Source organism: Amazonocrinis nigriterrae CENA67 (genome assembly GCF_016056305.1).
Taxonomy (GTDB): Bacteria; Cyanobacteriota; Cyanobacteriia; order Cyanobacteriales; family Nostocaceae; genus Amazonocrinis; species Amazonocrinis nigriterrae.
In genome coordinates, this window is sequence record NZ_JAECZC010000062.1 from 47,583 (window position 1) to 65,444 (window position 17,862).

At 41.7% G+C, this 17,862-nt stretch carries 11 protein-coding genes; 8 read left to right on the forward strand and 3 right to left on the reverse strand.

Going from position 1 to position 17,862, the window contains the following annotated elements; all coding sequences use genetic code 11:
• The first annotated feature begins 235 nt into the window (after positions 1-235).
• From I8748_RS25170 to I8748_RS25185, 4 genes are all read left to right on the forward strand, one after another.
• On the forward strand, positions 236-946 hold the full coding sequence (locus tag I8748_RS25170; RefSeq protein WP_198127259.1) for a Uma2 family endonuclease: 711 nt from the start codon (positions 236-238) through the stop codon (positions 944-946).
• Positions 947-1,437: 491 nt separating this feature from the next.
• On the forward strand, positions 1,438-7,023 hold the full coding sequence (locus I8748_RS25175) for a translocation/assembly module TamB domain-containing protein (protein ID WP_198127260.1): 5,586 nt from the start codon (positions 1,438-1,440) through the stop codon (positions 7,021-7,023).
• Positions 7,024-7,405: 382 nt separating this feature from the next.
• Positions 7,406-8,029: a D-glycero-alpha-D-manno-heptose-1,7-bisphosphate 7-phosphatase gene (locus I8748_RS25180; protein WP_225896544.1), complete on the forward strand. Its 624-nt coding sequence runs from the start codon at positions 7,406-7,408 to the stop codon at positions 8,027-8,029.
• Positions 8,030-8,239: 210 nt separating this feature from the next.
• Entirely contained in the window at positions 8,240-8,521 is a 282-nt protein-coding gene (locus tag I8748_RS25185) for a DUF5132 domain-containing protein (protein ID WP_198127261.1), read from the forward strand.
• A gap of 114 nt (positions 8,522-8,635) precedes the next feature.
• Here I8748_RS25185 and I8748_RS25190 read toward each other — a convergent pair whose 3' ends face one another.
• The gene (locus I8748_RS25190; protein WP_198127262.1) at positions 8,636-9,181 is read right to left on the reverse strand and encodes a hypothetical protein; all 546 of its coding nucleotides are present in this window, start codon (positions 9,179-9,181) and stop codon (positions 8,636-8,638) included.
• Positions 9,182-9,272: 91 nt separating this feature from the next.
• Positions 9,273-10,253 (reverse strand): SDR family NAD(P)-dependent oxidoreductase, encoded by a 981-nt coding sequence (locus tag I8748_RS25195; protein ID WP_198127263.1) that lies wholly within the window; start codon positions 10,251-10,253, stop codon positions 9,273-9,275.
• A 141-nt stretch (positions 10,254-10,394) separates the two neighbouring features.
• Here I8748_RS25195 and I8748_RS25200 point away from each other — a divergent pair, with 141 nt between their 5' ends.
• The gene (locus I8748_RS25200) at positions 10,395-11,123 is read left to right on the forward strand and encodes a class I SAM-dependent methyltransferase (protein ID WP_198127264.1); all 729 of its coding nucleotides are present in this window, start codon (positions 10,395-10,397) and stop codon (positions 11,121-11,123) included.
• Positions 11,124-11,204: 81 nt separating this feature from the next.
• Positions 11,205-11,729, forward strand: a complete 525-nt coding sequence (locus tag I8748_RS25205) for a DUF411 domain-containing protein (RefSeq protein ID WP_198127265.1) — start codon at positions 11,205-11,207, stop codon at positions 11,727-11,729.
• Positions 11,730-11,992: 263 nt separating this feature from the next.
• On the opposite strand, the gene hetF is transcribed toward I8748_RS25205, so the two are convergent.
• A complete protein-coding gene (gene hetF / locus I8748_RS25210; protein ID WP_198127266.1) occupies positions 11,993-14,515 on the reverse strand; it encodes a cell division protein HetF in 2,523 nt (840 codons plus the stop codon).
• A 1,200-nt stretch (positions 14,516-15,715) separates the two neighbouring features.
• Between hetF and msrB the strand changes: the two genes are divergently transcribed.
• Both msrB and I8748_RS25220 read left to right on the forward strand, forming a co-directional pair.
• Positions 15,716-16,216 (forward strand): peptide-methionine (R)-S-oxide reductase MsrB, encoded by a 501-nt coding sequence (msrB, locus tag I8748_RS25215; RefSeq protein ID WP_198127267.1) that lies wholly within the window; start codon positions 15,716-15,718, stop codon positions 16,214-16,216.
• 237 nt (positions 16,217-16,453) lie between these two features.
• Positions 16,454-17,779, forward strand: coding sequence for an OmpP1/FadL family transporter (locus tag I8748_RS25220; protein ID WP_198127268.1), 1,326 nt, complete (start codon positions 16,454-16,456; stop codon positions 17,777-17,779).
• The last annotated feature ends 83 nt before the right edge of the window (positions 17,780-17,862 follow it).

Here is a 17,862-nt window from a genome sequence, read left to right on the forward strand (position 1 = left end):
TTTTTTAGAAAAAGCTGGGTTTTTATGTATTAAATTAGACCTCTTGTATAAATCTTTTTTTGTCTCACGCAAAGTCGCAAAGGCGCAAAGAAAAGATCGCAAAGAAGGACTTTTGCAAGAGGCCTATTGAAGTAAAAACCACTGAAGCACAGAGAAGACAGAGTTATTTGTCATCTGTCATTTATCATTTGCCAATATATAATTTAAGAACTCCAACGCCACCGAGATAAAGGTCATGCTATCACCCGATCTCAAAAATGCGTTACCTAGCACTGATGAACTTCCTTGTTCAGACGATACACCAGTGGATAACGAAGACCAAAATTTATTGCCCAATGTTTTACTATTTTTACTCAACTCCATTTGGGCAAATCGCATAGATTGGTTTTTCGCCGTAGACATGGCAGTCTATCATACTACAGGGGTCAATCCCAGAGTACCTGTAGTACCAGATGCATTTTTGAGTGTGGGAGTAGAACGCAAAAAAGGTGGCAAGTCTCGCAAAAGTTATGCAGTTTGGGAAGAAAATGATGTAGTTCCCATACTCACATTAGAAATGGTATCCCACACACCAGGGGGCGAATACGACGAGAAAATGGCAATATACGCCAAGCTCGGAGTATTGTACTATGTGATTTATAATCCTGAATATTGGCGACGCGACCAACATCAACCTTTTGAAGTGTATAAGTTGGTAAATGGTAGCTATCAATTACAAATTGGTGAACCCTATTGGATGAGCGAAGTGGGTTTAGGCATTGGGCGATATCAGGGTATAGTTGCAGGCATTCAACAAGAGTTATTAGCTTGGTATAATCAGCAAGGCGATCGCTATTTGATGCCAGAAGAACAGGCACAGCAAGAACGAACACGCGCTGAACAGTTAGCACAGTATTTACGTTCCTTGGGTATAGATCCTGATAATCTACCCAGTGATCAAGGTTAAGACATTTGGGTGTATAGCGATCGCATCTTCGTGCCTTTGTGGTTCAATTTTTACCACAAAGACACGAAGACACAAAGAATTTTTAACTCAGGTGGACATGATGAAATGTAAAATGCCAACCACAAAAGCTGGCTCTTGCATTTTGTATGCCATATTATGCTTCAATAGAACGTATATCTATCTCAAGATATAATTTTTTTTGACAAAAGGTAGTTGTTAGAAATACATCTATTGTGAGAAAAAATATTCAACTCAGTAATTTACCTGTTACAAAGGATGCGAGCCTCACAGCTTCGCATTAGACATAAATTAAACATCAGGTTTAAATTAATTACTAAATTCCAGACTAAATTTTGAAAAACGACAAAAACTAATATTAGGTGAACAATAATCTCTCAATTTTAAAAAATATTGTGCAGCCATAGATTTTTGTTTGCTGATACAACTAGCTTGTCTTCAGCTGATTCTGAATCACAGTACTGGTAAAAATAATGACGCGCTCTCCCAATTCAGGAAATGATATTGAACCATCTAACCGTCGTCTTTGGCTTGTGCTTTTAGGACGTACCAGCTTGGTTCTATTTGTCATTTTGCTCGCTGGAATTGCAGTTGGTGCTTTGTGGGCTAGAAATTATATATATACAGAATTAGCACCGTTAGTTGAACAAAATTTAGAACAATTGCTTGGTCGTCCGATAAAAGTTGGGAAAGTTGAACGTTTTTCGCTTTCAAGTTTAAGATTTAGTTCTTTATCGATACCAGCAACTTCTACAGATCCTGACCAAGTATCAGCAAAAGCTGTGGATGTGCAGTTCTCGCTGTTGCAAGTTATTTTAACTCGAAAACTAGGATTAAATGTAACTTTAGTTCAGCCTAATGTCTTTATCCAACAAGATAAAGATGGTAGCTGGGTTAGGGCCGAAGTGAAGTCTGGGGAAGGCAAAGGTACTATTCAAACTGAGTTACAAAGCCTTGAAATTCAAGATGGAGATATAGAGTTATTACCTGCACCAGCACCAACTAAACCCAAAGGTTCAGTAGTATTAGATCAAGTTGGTGGTGTTGCTCATTTTTTACCTGATAATCAAGGGGCTGATTATCAAATCAATGCTCAACTGACTAGAGGCGGTGCTGTAAAAATCTCTGGAAACACACAATTTAAAACACAAAACACTAATATTAAAGTTTTAGCAGACAAGTTAAAAGCATCTGATATAACCCGTTTAATTCAGTTACCTATAGCCTTACAATCTGGACAAGTTGATGCTGATTTAGAAGCTCAAATTCTATCTAATAAATCTACAGAAATAGCTCTGAATGGGACAGCTATAGCAAATAAAGTAACTGCCCAAATTCAAAATATTCCCCAACAATTTGCTAACTCTACTGGCAGATTGGTATTTCAGGGACAGACAATTACTCTAGATAATTTAAGTACTAGCTTTGGCAAGGTTCCATTGTTGGCAAATGGAACAGTTGATACTAAAAAAGGTTTTAATCTTTCAGCGCAAATCAAATCAGTTACTGCGAAAAATCTTTTAGACACCTTCAAGGTGACATCGCCAGTTTTAGCTGCTGGAGAAATGCAAGCAAATATTAAAGTCCAAGGTTCTCTGCAACAGCCAATTCTCAGCGGTACCGCTAGTAATACAAAACCTATTCAAGTTGACCGCGTTTTATTTAAAGCTGTTAATACCGACTTTCGTTTGAGTGTATCTCAAACTGCATCTCAAATTGCTGTTAATAATCTTGAATTAGTCCCAGCGGCGGGTGGTGAAATTAGAGGCAGTGGTCAAGCTACACTGGGCGGACAGGTAAAATTCAACGTTGCAGCTGATGGAGTGTCAGGAGATATACTAGCACGTAGCTACGGCGTTACTCCTCCTATCAACGTTGGTAATGTCTCTGCAAGGGCGTTAATTTCTGGTTCACTTGGGAAACAGCCTTTGGCTTTGAACATTTCTAGTGTGCAGGTGAAACCGCCAGCAGGAGGACAAATTACCGGGAACGGTCAACTTCAACTAGCATCCCAAGGTAAGGTATTATTTAATGTTAAAGCAGAAAATTTACCAGGGGATGCGATCGCTAAAACAAACGCTTCATCCTCTATTAAACTTGGCACTGTCTCAGCAAATGCCAGGATTTTTGGCACTTTAGGCAACATACAAACAGTAGCACAAATCCAAGCACCTGCTGCCACCTATCCCACCAGCGGACAAGTTGCAATTACTCAACAAGGCAATAATATACTTTTCCCAAATGCTGTTTTCAATGTGGCAGGCAGTACAATCAGGGCTACTGGTCGAATTGTAGACCAACGCTGGCAAGCTGCTGTCAACGCTCAACAAGTACAATTAAACCGTTTTAAAGAAATTCCAACTCAGTTTGAGGGAGTGGTAAGTAATGCGGCGGTGAATTTGTCAGGAACTACCGCTTCATTCCAACCTAACAATATTCAAGCTAGCGGACGCGCCAACTTGACTGTGGCGGGTGGTACTGTCAATGTCACCAATGCTAACTTGAATAATGGACGTTGGCAAGCTGCTGTCAACGCCCAACAATTACAATTAAGCCGTTTTCAGCAAGTTCCGCCGCAGTTTCAGGGAGTCGTCAATAATGCGGCGTTGAATTTGTCGGGAACTACCGCTTCATTCCAACCTGCAAATATTCAAGCTAGCGGACGCGCCAACTTGAGTGTGGCGGGAGGTACTGTCAATGTCACCAATGCTAACTTGAATGCTGGACGCTGGCAAGCCGTCGCCAATGTTTCCCAAGTTCAACTCAACCGTTTTTCACCACAACTACGAGGACGACTAAATAGTAACGTAGAATTGGCAGGCACAACAGCATCTTTTCAACTTGCAGATATTCGCGCTGCTGGACAAATTCGCGCTTCCCAAGGTTTAGGGCCGTTAGCACAACCACTGACAGCGCAATTTCAATGGAATGGTAACCAAATCATAATACCACGGGCAACCACACCAGGATTAAGTGCCAATGGCGCGATCGCAGTTCAACTACCAGACAATGGTACACCTAGAATTGCCGGATTTAACTTAAATATAGTAGCCCAGAATTTCAACCTGAATAATACAGGTTTGCAAGTTCCTGGTGACTTAGCACTAGCAGGGTTTCTTGATTTTAACGGGCGAGTTACAGGTACTTTAGAAACTCCCCAAGCTTCAGGTGATATCCAACTGCGGAATTTCAATGTTAGTAACTTAGCCTTTGACCCTGTTTTAACTGGAAACGTGAATTTTCGAGGCGGACAAGGGGGAAGTCTCCAACTTGCCGGTAGGCAAGATAGGATAGCACTTAACCTTGGTGCAAATTATCGCCCCACCTCATTTTTAGTCAAGCGCGGTGAAGCAGTTACCACAGGTAGAACCGAGGGAGATAACTTAATTGTCAACGCCCAACAGTTTCCCATCGCTTTAATTGGCGGTTTCCTACCTGATAGTAGATTGAAACCTTTGGGAGGACAATTATCTGGTAACTTAGTTGTCAACTTGAATAATTATGCCATTGCTGGGGACGTAGCGATCGCAGCGCCTCGTGTTGGCAGAGTCTCAGCCGATGCATTTCAAGCTAACATCAATTATGCCAATGGTGTCGCTAGCTTAAATAATGGTCTATTGCGGTTAGGAGACAGCAACATTGCCCTTAGTGGGAGTTTGCAAGCAGGAAACAACCCGCAATTTCAAGTACAAGCGAATTTTGACCAAACTAGAATCGAAAGAGTTTTACAAGCTTTTAAAATCTTTGACTTTAAAGACCTTGGTGGCTTCGAGTCTCCCACCTTAGCAGGTGCAGAAGCACTCAACACTACACCTGTGAGTTTACCAAACGCAGATTTACAAACACAGTTAGAATATTTCTCCAAAATACAAACATCAGTCGCAAAACAACAGCAGCAAGAAAGGCGAAATGCACCACCTTTACCTACCCTTGCAGAACTAAGCGGTGCTATCAGTGGTGGAATTACCGCCAATGGTTCCTTGAGAACTGGGTTAAATGTCGGCTTTAATGTTCAAGGTGCTAACTGGAAATGGGGTGACTATTCCATTGATGAAGTCATTGCTAAAGGCAATTTTGCAGATGGAGTTGTCACACTTTCGCCTTTGAGTATCGGGATAAACCAAGGACAAGTCGCCTTTTCAGGACAATTAGGAAGCGAACTTTCAGGACAGTTGCGTGTAGCAAGTCTGCCGCTATCACTTTTTCAGCCTTTTATAGAAAGATATCCTATAGATGTCACAGGTGAAGTCAATGCTGTTGCTAATTTGCAAGGCACCCTACAAGATCCTACAGTAGGTGGGCAACTTTCACTCTTCAATGCGACTTTAAACCAGCAACCTGTACAAACAGGGCAAGTCAACTTTAACTATAACGATGCCCGCTTAAATTTTGATAGTACCTTACTTCTGCAAGGAACACAACCAGTCACAGCTACAGGTAGCGTACCCGTTCCCTTGCCTTTCGTCGCGGTACAACCAAGCAATCAAATTAACGTCAACGCCAATGTGAAAAATGAAGGTTTGGCACTGTTAAACTTATTTACCAACAATCAAGTTAGTTGGATAGATGGTCAAGGACAAGTCAATGTTAACGTCCAAGGTACATTAAACAAGCCTTTTATCAACGGCAATGCCACCGTTAACAATGCTACCCTCCGCGCTCAAGCTTTATCAGAACCCTTAACAAATGTTACAGGGACAGTGCTATTCAATGGTAATACGGTAAATGTACAAGGTATTCAAGGCAATTATAATCAAGGATTAGTCGCAGCTTCCGGAATTTTGCCGATATTTACTGCTGAGCAAACTATATCCAACCCCTTGACAGTAACAATAGAAAAACAATTAGATTTTCAAGTTCCTGGGTTGTATGAAGGTGGTGTCAGCGGCGATGCTGTCATTCGTGGTACAGCACTCAGACCTCAAATTGGTGGAGAAATTGAACTGAGTAATGGTCAAGTAATTATTGGCAAAACCGCCACTTCTACCTCAAACACAACAACTACACCAAACGATAACAATAACAATTTAACTACAGCCGAGAATAGCATTAACGCTGCAACTACAACACAAACTAACACTATTAACAACTTAACTACAGCCGAGAATAGCATTAACGCCACAACTACAACACAGACTAACACCAACCCCACAACTAGACCCAACTTACCAGTAGAGTTTACAGATTTACGGTTAGTTTTGGGCAATGACGTTCGTGTCACCAGTCAGCCGCTATTTGACTTCATACCAGGAGGAGCCGCACTGAGTCAACCCATACTCAGCTTTAACGCCAAAGGCGACTTAACCATTAACGGTACCTTAGCCGACCCCCTCCCCGAAGGAGTCATTAGTTTGACAGGAGGAAGAATTAGCTTATTCTCAACAGAGTTTACCTTAGAGCGCGGCTACGAACAAACAGCAACCTTTACCCCCAGCCAAGGACTCGACCCCACCTTAGATGTGAGACTTTTGGCAATTGTACCTGAAACATCAGGAACAAGCGATCGCATTTTAGAATCACCATTATCTGCGGAAATCAGCGATGTTTCCGCAAACACCTTTGGTACATTGCGTACCGTTCGCGTCCATGCAACGGCCACAGGCCCAGCCAGTGAACTCAGCAACAACTTAGAATTGACAAGTGAACCACGCCGTAGTCGAGGAGAAATTGTAGCTTTATTGGGTGGTTCCATTATCAATAATTTTGCTCAAACAGGAGATGCAACCCAAGGCTTGACTAATTTTGCTAGTACCACCGTTTTAGGTAGTTTACAAGGTACTATCACAGCGATCGGACAAGCAATAGGTTTTAGCGAATTTCGCATATATCCTACCCCTAATACCAATCGAGCATCGAGAGCTTCAGTTCTCAATTTATCAGCAGAAGGTGTATTTAACATCAATAACAATTTATCTGTCTCATTATCGCGGGCTTTTTCTAACAATGAGCCTTTCAATTACAATCTCCTCTATCGCCTCAATGATGAAATTCTGGTGCGAGGCTCAACTAATTTAAGTGATGACAGTCAATTGATACTTAACTATGAGACACGATTTTAAATTTTAGGTTTTAAGTTTTGGATTGTGATATCAAGTTTGTATAAACAATCATTATAAAAACTCTTTAAAACTCTTTGTGCCCCTGTGGTTTGATAAATAATTGCTGAAAGAGTGATACTGCACTGATGCCAGTGTATTTTTTACTCACTTTGATAGAGTTTAGCTAAAAATATCATTTGATAGGTCTTGTTAACAAGACCTGAGCTTTATTTTTTTATATCAAAATGGTCACAATGGACTATTTTACTGGTTTCTACTCCCTTATCATATCTTCAGATAAATTAGATTTGATTTTTGAAAAAAAGTAGGGGATAATACCGAAGAATACAAAAATCTAATAGCAACAATCATGAATTAGATTTTAGATGAGGAGATATATCCTTTGGAAAACCAAAAAATTTTGCATCCAACTAACAATTTCAATTCGCAATCTAAAATCCCAGCGGTATTTATAGATAAAGATGGCACTTTGATTGAGGATGTACCAAACAATGTTGACCCGCAATTAATGCAGTTAACAACGGGTGCCATTGAGGGATTACAGCTACTTAGCAAAGCTGGATATAAATTAATTGTAATTACCAACCAGTCGGGAGTAGCACGAGGTTATTTTCCAGAATCTGCCTTGGTGGCGGTGGAAGCGCGATCGCGTGAAATATTAGCTGAAGCTGGTATATTGCTAGATGGTTTCTACTACTGTCCCCACCATCCAAATGGTGTAGTGTCTGAATATGCAATTGCTTGCGAGTGCCGCAAACCTAAACCAGGCTTAATTTTACGTGCAGCTGCCCAGCAAAATATAGATTTATCAAATTCTTGGTTTATTGGTGATAGTCTCTGTGACGTGGAAGCTGGCCATAGTGCAGGCTGTAAAACGATCTTGATAGATAAGGGTAATCAGTCTGAGTCCCAAATATCTTGTTTAGAAATTGCTGATTATATTGTGAGTAACCTTTCAATAGCGGCACAGGCAATATGTAAGCATTCACTAGCTAATTTAGGGTAAAAACTCAGGGCTTGCGCTAACGCTAACAGCAACCCACTGGCGGCTCTACTCTGCAAAAAGCCCAGCCTCCCCTGCTTATTTGAACCTTATTGAGATACCACCTCACAAAAGATTACATTAGATTGCTGAATGCTTGCAAATCAAGCTTTTCTGTATAAAGAGTGAGAAAATTAAAATGTAATTAAGTCAAACAAGGAAGGTGAAAATATCATGTCAGTTAAACTGTTACCCGACCTTGAAGAATTAGCTGAAGGACTAGGATTTACAGGGATTCTAGGAATAATTCTTATACCTGTGTTCCTGCCAGTTATCGGTAGTGTTGGCAGACCCATAGCTAAAGCCGCTGTCAAAAGAGGAATCCTTTTTTATCAAAAAAATAAAGCAGCTTTGACAGAATTAGGTGAAACTTGGCAAGACATCATCGCCGAAGCCAAAGCAGAAGTTGCTGAACCACCAATGAAATCGGCCCAACCAACAAAAATTTCCAACTGATTGCAAAACAAATTTTGTCATCCTATTGTTGACATGCAACAGCGATCGCATATTTCCAAACGATGCTTGGTAAAAGCATGTGATGTATTATACTAAAATTCCTGGGATCAAAGATTAATTCACCCTAACAATCTTTGCCGAGTAGATATGCCACATCCTTTGCTTGGGGGTTGAACCAGGAACATCATTCACACGTCGTAAGACATAACTACCTTTAAAGTGCTTGATGGTTCCATTAACACTTTTGGCAGTGATACTAACAGGAATTTCTATATACAATGAGCCTGCTGCACCATCAAGCCTTCCAGGTTTTCCAATCTTAACTTGAGAAGAAAGTGTATTTCTAAAGCCTTGCTTGAATTGCTCAAAAGTAGCTTGGCTAGCAGCACCATCACCAGACCAATCTTCATAAGCACTTTTGTAGTCTCGACGGTTAATGGCATTATAATAATGGCGAATAACTTGCACCGCCTGTTTTTGCTGGTCTTCGGTACTCGCATCGGCAACAGTCTTAACTTCTAAAGAAGGTTGTTGTATGTTTTGTCGAGCAATAGATATTTCACAACCTGTCATAGCAATAGACAATACCCCTGTGAGTAATACTTTTTGGTAGTGACTCATGGGTTTTATGTTGCTAAAAACTATACGTTTATTACTCATGGTAAATTAATCCAATTAGTGATAAGCTTCTACACTGATGCTATCGCATACAATCTAGGCTGATCATCAACTCCAACTGCCAGCCTTTTTATCAAACTTTAGGCGAAGCGAGGGCACTTAGTAGTAGCAGTGACCACGGTACTTTAATATCAGGTACAAGCCAAGAGTAATTTCTGAGTATGGGTAAGGCTGCGGGTAGCACAAAACGAAGAGAACGTAACGATGCTGGGCGAGAACCGTCTTGATCTACAAGATTATATTGTTTAGCCAATTCCGCAACAATATGCACACGTCCTGTACGACTGATTACATTTGGTTCATTAGCAAGTGCAGCAATCACTCGTCCTGTTAATAAAGGAGTTTCCCAATTATAGCGATCGCTAATCAATAAGCTTTTTGGGTCAGTCTGATTTTGTTGTTGCATTTCAGACGCAAACTGAGAAAACAGTTCAGTCCCCACAATACCCGGCCAAAGGGAAACAGAAGCGACATTATGCGGCTTGAGTTCAACAGCCATATCACTAGCCAAGCGATCGCATCCTGCTTTCCCAGCACCATAGGCAGTACCAAAGATATAAAACAACCCACCCCAGGAGGAAATAGTGCAAATCAGTCCAGATTTACGCTTGGTCATCATCCTCGCAGCAAAAACACTCGCAACATAATGGCTACGCAAACCAACATTGTTACAAGCATCCCAAAGACTGGGGTTACAATCCCAAAAAGGTTGTCCATTAGCATTTGCTAAAGCCTGCACACCTGCGTAAGCATTATTCACTAGTAAATCAAGTTGTCCTTGTTGTTCATCTTGGATACGTTCAAACAGCAACCGCACTTGTTCATCGTCACTGTGGTCTACCTGTACGGGAATGCATACACCACCAGCTTCTTCAACAGCTAATTGTGTTTCACCAAGAGTACCAAAAATGCGATCGCTAGCATCAGACTTGTTGAGGCTGCGTCCTGTAATATACACAGTTGCACCTGCTTCACCCAAACCAATAGCAATTCCCCTACCAATTCCCCGCGTCGCACCCGTAACTAATGTTACTTTTCCTTCAAGACTTTTCATTTATTTGTGCTAGTTTGTCTACACTATATATAGCAACAGCCAAGGTCGTTAGAACATCAACAGATGATAAAACTTAGACACAAAAAGACTTTTCACCCATTACCCAGTACCTAGTCCCCAGTCCCCTACTATACAGACCTCATGTCTAAAAAGCCGTTTCAAAGTCGTCTGTTTGCCTCAAACACACCTTACACACTTTCAGAAAAATGGCAAAAAAGGGAAGCGCAAGTAGCATATCGCTTTAACCAGCAGTATCAAAATAAAACCTTTGAACTACCACCAGAAGTCAAGGAAATGCCAATATATCAAGAATGGATTTCTGGTATATTGACAGGGAGAATTGTATCTCCTTTTTGGGAAATTGCTCAACCTCAAAAGAATCAACATTGTTTAGATATAGGCTGCGGTGTCAGCTTTTTAATCTATCCTTGGCGAGATTGGCAAGCATATTTTTATGGTCAAGAAATCAGCACTGTAGCACAGGAGACTTTAAATTCCCGTGGTTCGCAGTTAAACTCAAAGCTATTCAAAGGAGTTGAGTTAGGCCCAGCGTATCAATTAAACTACTCATCAGACCAGTTTGATTTAGCGATCGCCACAGGATTTAGTTGTTATTATCCCCTGGAATATTGGAGTAGTGTATTGGATGAGGTCAAACGAGTATTAAAACCCAATGGACAATTTGTATTTGATATCCTCAATTCACAACAGCCTTTGGCAGAAGATTGGGCAGTTCTAGAAACCTATTTAGGTGCTGAGGTGTTTTTAGAACCTGTAGTTGAGTGGGAAAAAACAATAAAAGCTGCTGGTGCTAAAGTAGTGACACGTCAATCAGGAGAATTATTTGACTTGTACAAAGTCCGGTTTTGATTTATTACTGATAACAGTCATTAGTCAACAATAGGGGCACACAGCTGTGTGCCCGTAAAACTTGTAATTTAATGATAATTTATGTCTAAATTTGCCAAATTATTTTCACATCTCATTAACTGGCGGCATATGACTGCCAGAGTCATAATAACTATTTGTATAACAGCAGGCATATTGAGTATTTTTGCCAGCAATGCGCCTATCAGTTATGCTCAAACTGTTGTACCAAATGCCACTGTATATAACAGTCCTGAATGTACCTGTTGTGGCAAGTGGATGAACCACTTAAAAGAGCAAGGTTTCGCAATTAAAAATATACCCACAACTGACATCGAACAAGTTAAACAAAAGTACAACATCCCCAATAACTTGACCTCTTGTCACACAGCAATTGTCAATGGATATGTCATAGAAGGACATGTACCAGCAGACGATATTAAACGTCTGCTTGCAGAAAAGCCGAATGTTGCAGGCTTAACTGTACCTCAAATGCCTGTAGGAACACCAGGAATGGAAATAGGAAATCAAAAAGACCCATTTACTGTATTCTCTTTTGCTCCCAAAGGCAGAGTAGGAGTATTCAATAAATACGATACTAATTCGTAATTCGTAATTCGTAATTAAGTAAATTTGAAGTAGGGTGTGTTATGGCTTTAGCCTAACGCACCGTTATATAATTACATCTAAATTCATCAATTAAAGGAGTAACTCCTCTTTTAAATATTTGTTTTTATTAACAATGATTCAACTTCTTCATAAGTAAGAATATTGCCATCCTCGTAATATCTGAAGTCTTCCCAATGCTCTGCAAATTCTCCAGTATCAAACGAATCACAACTGACAAATGACAACTGACAACTGACAACTGACTACTGACTCTTTTCTTGAAGAAGCGATCGCCAGTCTGCGATCGCCTTTTCTGTCCATAACCAATTGTTACTTAATTTATTTACTTGAAAATTTACTGGATCACCTGTAATTACCGTTTGTCGTAACTTGATAGCTTCGTTCAAATATTGTGTTTGTTTACTACCACTTTGATTCAGTGCAGCTTTATACAATCCAATAGCTAAACCAGCATAAGAAGTTAAACCATCTGGAGGTACTGCTGCTTTCAAAGATACTTGTGCAGCAGAAGCTGTATTTTGCTGTTTGAGAGCTAAATTTAAAGCTTTAAACCAAGCATCATTGGCTCGGTTGAGATTGCTTTCAGCGTAGTAGGCAAAACCTAAAGCATTATTATACACCAGCGATTCTGGTTGAGCCTTGACAGCACTCTCCCAGTAACGGCGGGCATCATCAATACTATATTTCTTGTCACCAATTTGGACAAACTGCCACGCTAATCGCCCCTTGAGGAAGTTGACGGCTGCATCGTCAGCTTGCTTTGACGGTATCAAATTTAGGGCAGTTTCAGCAGCAGCAAATGCCCCACGATTCAGTAATTCTTCCACAGCAGCCAGTCCGGCTTGTAAGTCGCCTTGGCTTAATTTTTCCGTAGCAGTAGCAGTCACAACTCCGGTAGCAGCGGTCTTTAAATCAAGTTGAGGGTCGCCCGCAGCAGACGAAGACTTGGGAGCAACTACTGGTATATTAAGCAGTTGTGGTTGTCGATTTTGCCACCACCAACCTAAACCAAAAGCAGCTGCGATCGCACTTACTCCGACAATGCCTAAAATCGGTCGCAGTTGACGACGAACACGAGATTTCAATGAAACTTTTGGTGATGAGGTCAGCAAAGAATTATCCCTATGTGCTGCAAAATCCCGGCTAGCTTCAGTTATCGCTTCGGGAATTTCTCCTCTAGTTCCTAATTGCCTATTAAAACCAACAATTTCTTCAGAAGCCTGTGCTTGTGGAAGATTATTTTCTCTAATTTGTGGTGTAGTTTCCTCAGTTATAGCAGGTTGCTCATTTCCTGCTTTTTGGTGATCTAGCTGACGAAATAAATCTGAAACCAAAGCCGAATCTTCTGCATAGGTTGGGTCATCATACTCAATTTCATCAACGAGATCGCCCCAAGTATCCTCACCTAACCAGTCTAGCTCAGAAGAATCATGAACCAAACCAGAGGGGATCATGTCGTCGATTGGTAAATGCATGTCCTCAATATCATCCACCATCCCAGAGTACATCGCTGGGGGAGTTGACTTGAAAGGCGGTCTATAATCGTTCAGTGATTCCGCATTGGCGTTAAAAGAAGTTTCCGGGGAGAGAAAACCATCAAACTCTGGCTGGAGATACAAAATCGGTAACGCCCAGTAAGTCTGGTGAGAACCATAAGCAGAAATTAATCCCTGACGCACCCGACTGACACACAAATCTACAGGATATCCCTGACTGAGGTTGCGGTAAAACAATTGTGTCAGCGTGAGCGCGACTTCATCAGGAATACGTTCTGACATAGCCAAGACGCTTCTGATCCCGCGCTTGACTAAACTTTCTGTGAGGTTACGTTCACCTGTTTCCCCAACAATCTCAGATGTAGCGGTGTATGCTCCCCAGCAGGAGTTAAACACTGCCATTTGAATGTTATTGTTAACAAGCAAACCTGCTAAGTCATCACCACTGAGGGTTTCTGTTAAACCAGTTCTACTACTAACTAGATAAATTTCTCCGCCGTTCGGCCCTAAGCTACTGTGGCCGGAGTAATGCAGAACATGGTATCTTCCTTGCTCTAAAGCTTGCGTCAATTCTTCCCGCCCTGGCTGGTCTAGCAGGGTGAGTTCAATTTCGGGTAAATGATTGCCATTTTCGGCAGTTCGTGGTATACTCCTACTTAATTCTGCTTGCAGTCTAATAGCTTCTTGTTTGAGAAGATCAAGCCGTACTTGATCTGGGGGAGACGCAAGTACCATCAAGACTTTTACACCATCTTCTTGTGCTAACTTTGGTATGTTTCTCGATGGAAAGCGAGATGCTGACGCCAGAATACCGCTTTGGTAGCGAGAAAAAGCAATATAAGGGCCAGTTGCGACGGGGCGATCGCCTGCGTGCATAACTTCCCAAGGCAGACGTGCTAACCTTGTATCCTTTAACCCCAAGCGCAGACGCAGTACTTGTTGGTGGTTTTGGGCAATACCTTGGGCAGTAATCCAACTATCTCTGAGAGTACCTTGAAACAGTGCGTTATAAAACTGCTGACCCAATGCCACCAAGTTGACAGAGTTCCTAGCTATGTCACTTTCGCGCCCGCCAAAAGGTAACACATCACCTTGCAATACCGACTTTAATGGGTCATTCATCAGATACCCAGCCGCCGCCAACCACTCACCCACAGGCCAAGTCACAAGTTCTTCTGCCAATGGCACTCCAGGCGCGACTCGTTCAGTCCGCACCAAGTAGTCATTTTGCCCTACAGGAGTTACCGAAATGTGGAATTCCTGAGTCACAGCTTCTCCTGTCCGCCTCCTAAATTTAATTGGAAACGCGAAAGTTTCAAGTCGATTTTTCGCTCCTTCTGATACCTTAGATGCATCCTGCTACTTAATGTTTCTCAACTCAGTTGTTTTGCTTTTTGTACTTCTACAACTTTATCCGGATTAGTTGGCATCGGCATAGAACACTTTATTGGTAGATGCACCTTGATCTTCAACTCCCCTAGTCGGCTCATGCCTATTAGGGGTTTTTTTAATTTTGGCAAACAGTCACAACCACCAATACAAGGATTCTTTACCAAAGAATACAACTGAACAAAAAATTGCTCCTTAAGAATTAAGTTGCCAAATTGATTAACATTAAATGTTTTTTTTTATACTTAATAGCAGTTACAACCATGATTATGAAACATTTATCCGGAAAGCGCTGTTTGGGGTGCGAACAACTAATTGGTAGATGCACCCTGATAACTAACTCCCCTAGCTAGCTAACACTGGCTGGGGGATTTTTTTAAAGGGCATCACCAACAACCATATTATGAGATATTTATCCGGAAGGCGCTGTTTGAGCTGTGAACAATTAATTGGTAGATGCACCCTGATAATTAACTCCCCTGGCTGGTTAACACTGGCTGGGGGATTTTTTTTGGTATCACCATTAGAGATTTGTCCGGAAGATGCTGTTGGAGATGCGAACAATTAATTGGTAGATGCACCCTGATAATTAACTCCCCTGGCTGGTTAACACTGGCTGGGGGATTTTTTTTGGTATCACAATTAGAGATTTGTCCGGAAGATGCTGTTTTAGATGCGAACAATTAATTGGTAGATGCACCCTGATAATTAACTCCCCTGGCTGGCTAACACTGGCTAGGGGATTTTTTTTTGGTATCACAATTAGAGATTTGTCCGGAAGATGCTGTTTTAGATGCGAACAATTAATTGGTAGATGCACCCTGATAACTAACTCCCCTGGCTGGCTAACACTGGCTGGGGGATTTTTTTGGCTCAAGTTGCTAGTTACAAAAATGCCTGCTGTCAGGTGATATCTCTACTAGTAGTACGCCAAGTTGCCTTGGCGGGGTAAAGGGGAAAGGGGAAAGGTTTTTGTCCCTTACCCTTTTCCCTTTAACCTTTACCCAAGCTCCACAAGCGCATTTTTGGGTTGGCAGACTACTAGAGTAGATTGGCGCTGAATTGGAAAATAATAGATGTATGAACAAACGCTATTTTTTAGAGGCTAGCGCTGTATTAGTTGGTGCTGCCTTTTTATCACGTTCTATCAATATCAATCAGAGGTCGGAAAACATGACAACTTCTAATACTGAGTTTGAAATTAACAAACCTGAACAAGAGTGGCAGACAATTTTATCGCCAGAACAGTTTCGTGTATTGCGGAAACATGGAACTGAACGGGCTTTCACCAGCCCACTTGATAAGCAATATGCTGAAGGCACTTATGTGTGCGCTGGTTGTGAACTGCCGTTGTTTACATCTGACAGCAAATTTAACAGTGGTACAGGCTGGCCTAGTTTCTTTCAACCAATTGAAGGCGCGATCGCTACTACTGTAGATCGGTCGTTATTTATGACTAGAATTGAAGTGCATTGCCATCGCTGTGGCGGACACTTGGGTCATGTGTTTGATGACGGCCCTGCACCCACTGGCAAACGCTACTGTATGAACGGTGTCTCACTCAAGTTTATTCCTGCTTAAGATAGCGCCAGAACATTTGCGATCGCACTGCCAACTGAAATCCTAATTATCTAGCAATTAGCCCCGTATCAAATTTACGGGGCTTTTATGGAAGTTGGCGGGAAACTCCATCCCCTTGTGGGTGGAGTTTTTTTATGTAATTCTTAATTACGAATTCATGTAATTAACTCATCTTCAGTGAAAATTAAGTGTAACCACTTAAAAAACAAACATAAGACAAGGTTATAAAAACTGAAGATGCAGCAGTTACGGATAAAGTTGTCGCTAGTACCAATACTGACGACACTGACAGTAAGTAGTACAGCAAGCTTAGCATTTGCTGGAGGATTTGCTTTAAATGAACAGAGCGTTAAGGATCTGGGAACTGCTTTCGCTGGAAGTGCAGCCAGCGCTGAGGATGCTAGTACGATTTTTTCTAATCCCGCTGGGTTGACTCGTCTCACAGGCAATTCTGTTGTTGGGGGTTCCTTTGTAATTTTCCCCACAGTCAAATTTAAAAACCAAAACTCTACTCTCAGATCAGGTGCAGCATTGACTGGTAACAATGGCGGTGATGCAGGTGTTGATATTGCTGTGCCCAACTTATATGCTGCTTGGAGCCTTTCTGATACTGTGAAAGCGGGTATTGGTATCAATGTTCCTTTTGGACTGGCTACCACATATAACAAAGATTGGGTTGGGCGTTACCAAGCAATAGAGTCTAAACTCGCTACCATCAATATCAATCCCACCATTGCAGCTAAATTAACTAATAACTTTTCTGTAGGTGCGGGTCTGAATGTACAATATGCCGAAGCAAAACTATCTAACGCCATTGACTTTGGTTCAATCGTTCGGAGTCGAGGCTTACCTATCCAACCACAACAAGCAGACGGTTTAGTTAAAATTACTGGTTCTGATTGGAGTGTGGGTTACAACTTGGGAGTCATGTACGAACCGAGTAAAAGCACGCGCATCGGTCTAAGTTACCGTTCTCCCATTACCCAAGATATCCGGGGAGATGCCGACTTTACAGTTCCGGCCAGTGTATCAAGATTTGTCGCGGCAACGGGAGGGTTCACAGACACAGGTGCTAGCACCGTTTTAAAACTGCCCGATACCGTGTCACTTGCTATTTACCAAGAGCTTAATCCCCGTGTTGCCATTGTTGGTGATGTTACCTGGACACACTGGAGCCGTTTTCAGGAATTACGAATTAAGTTTGCCAACCCCAATCAACCAGCTATCGTACAGCCAGAGAACTGGAATGATACCTACCGTTTTGGGGTGGGGGTTAACTACGCTGTGAATGATCAATTAACACTGCGGACTGGTGTTACCTATGATCCTAGCCCTATTAGTGATGAAGATGTCACAGCCAGATTACCTGGTGGCGATCGCACTCTGCTAGGGTTTGGCGCTAGTTACCGACCCTCTAAGTCACTGAGTTTTGACATTGGTTACACCCATATTTTCTCTGAGGATAGCCCCATTAACGAAACCAATTCCACAGGGGCTACATTAAGAGGTGAATTTGAAAGCGAAGTGGATGTTCTAGGGTTACAACTCAATTGGCAGTTTTAATTTAAAAGGGATTGGGGATTGGGAATTGGGAATTGGGAATTGGGAATTGGGAAAAAGAGAATTGGATTCTACTATTAGTCATC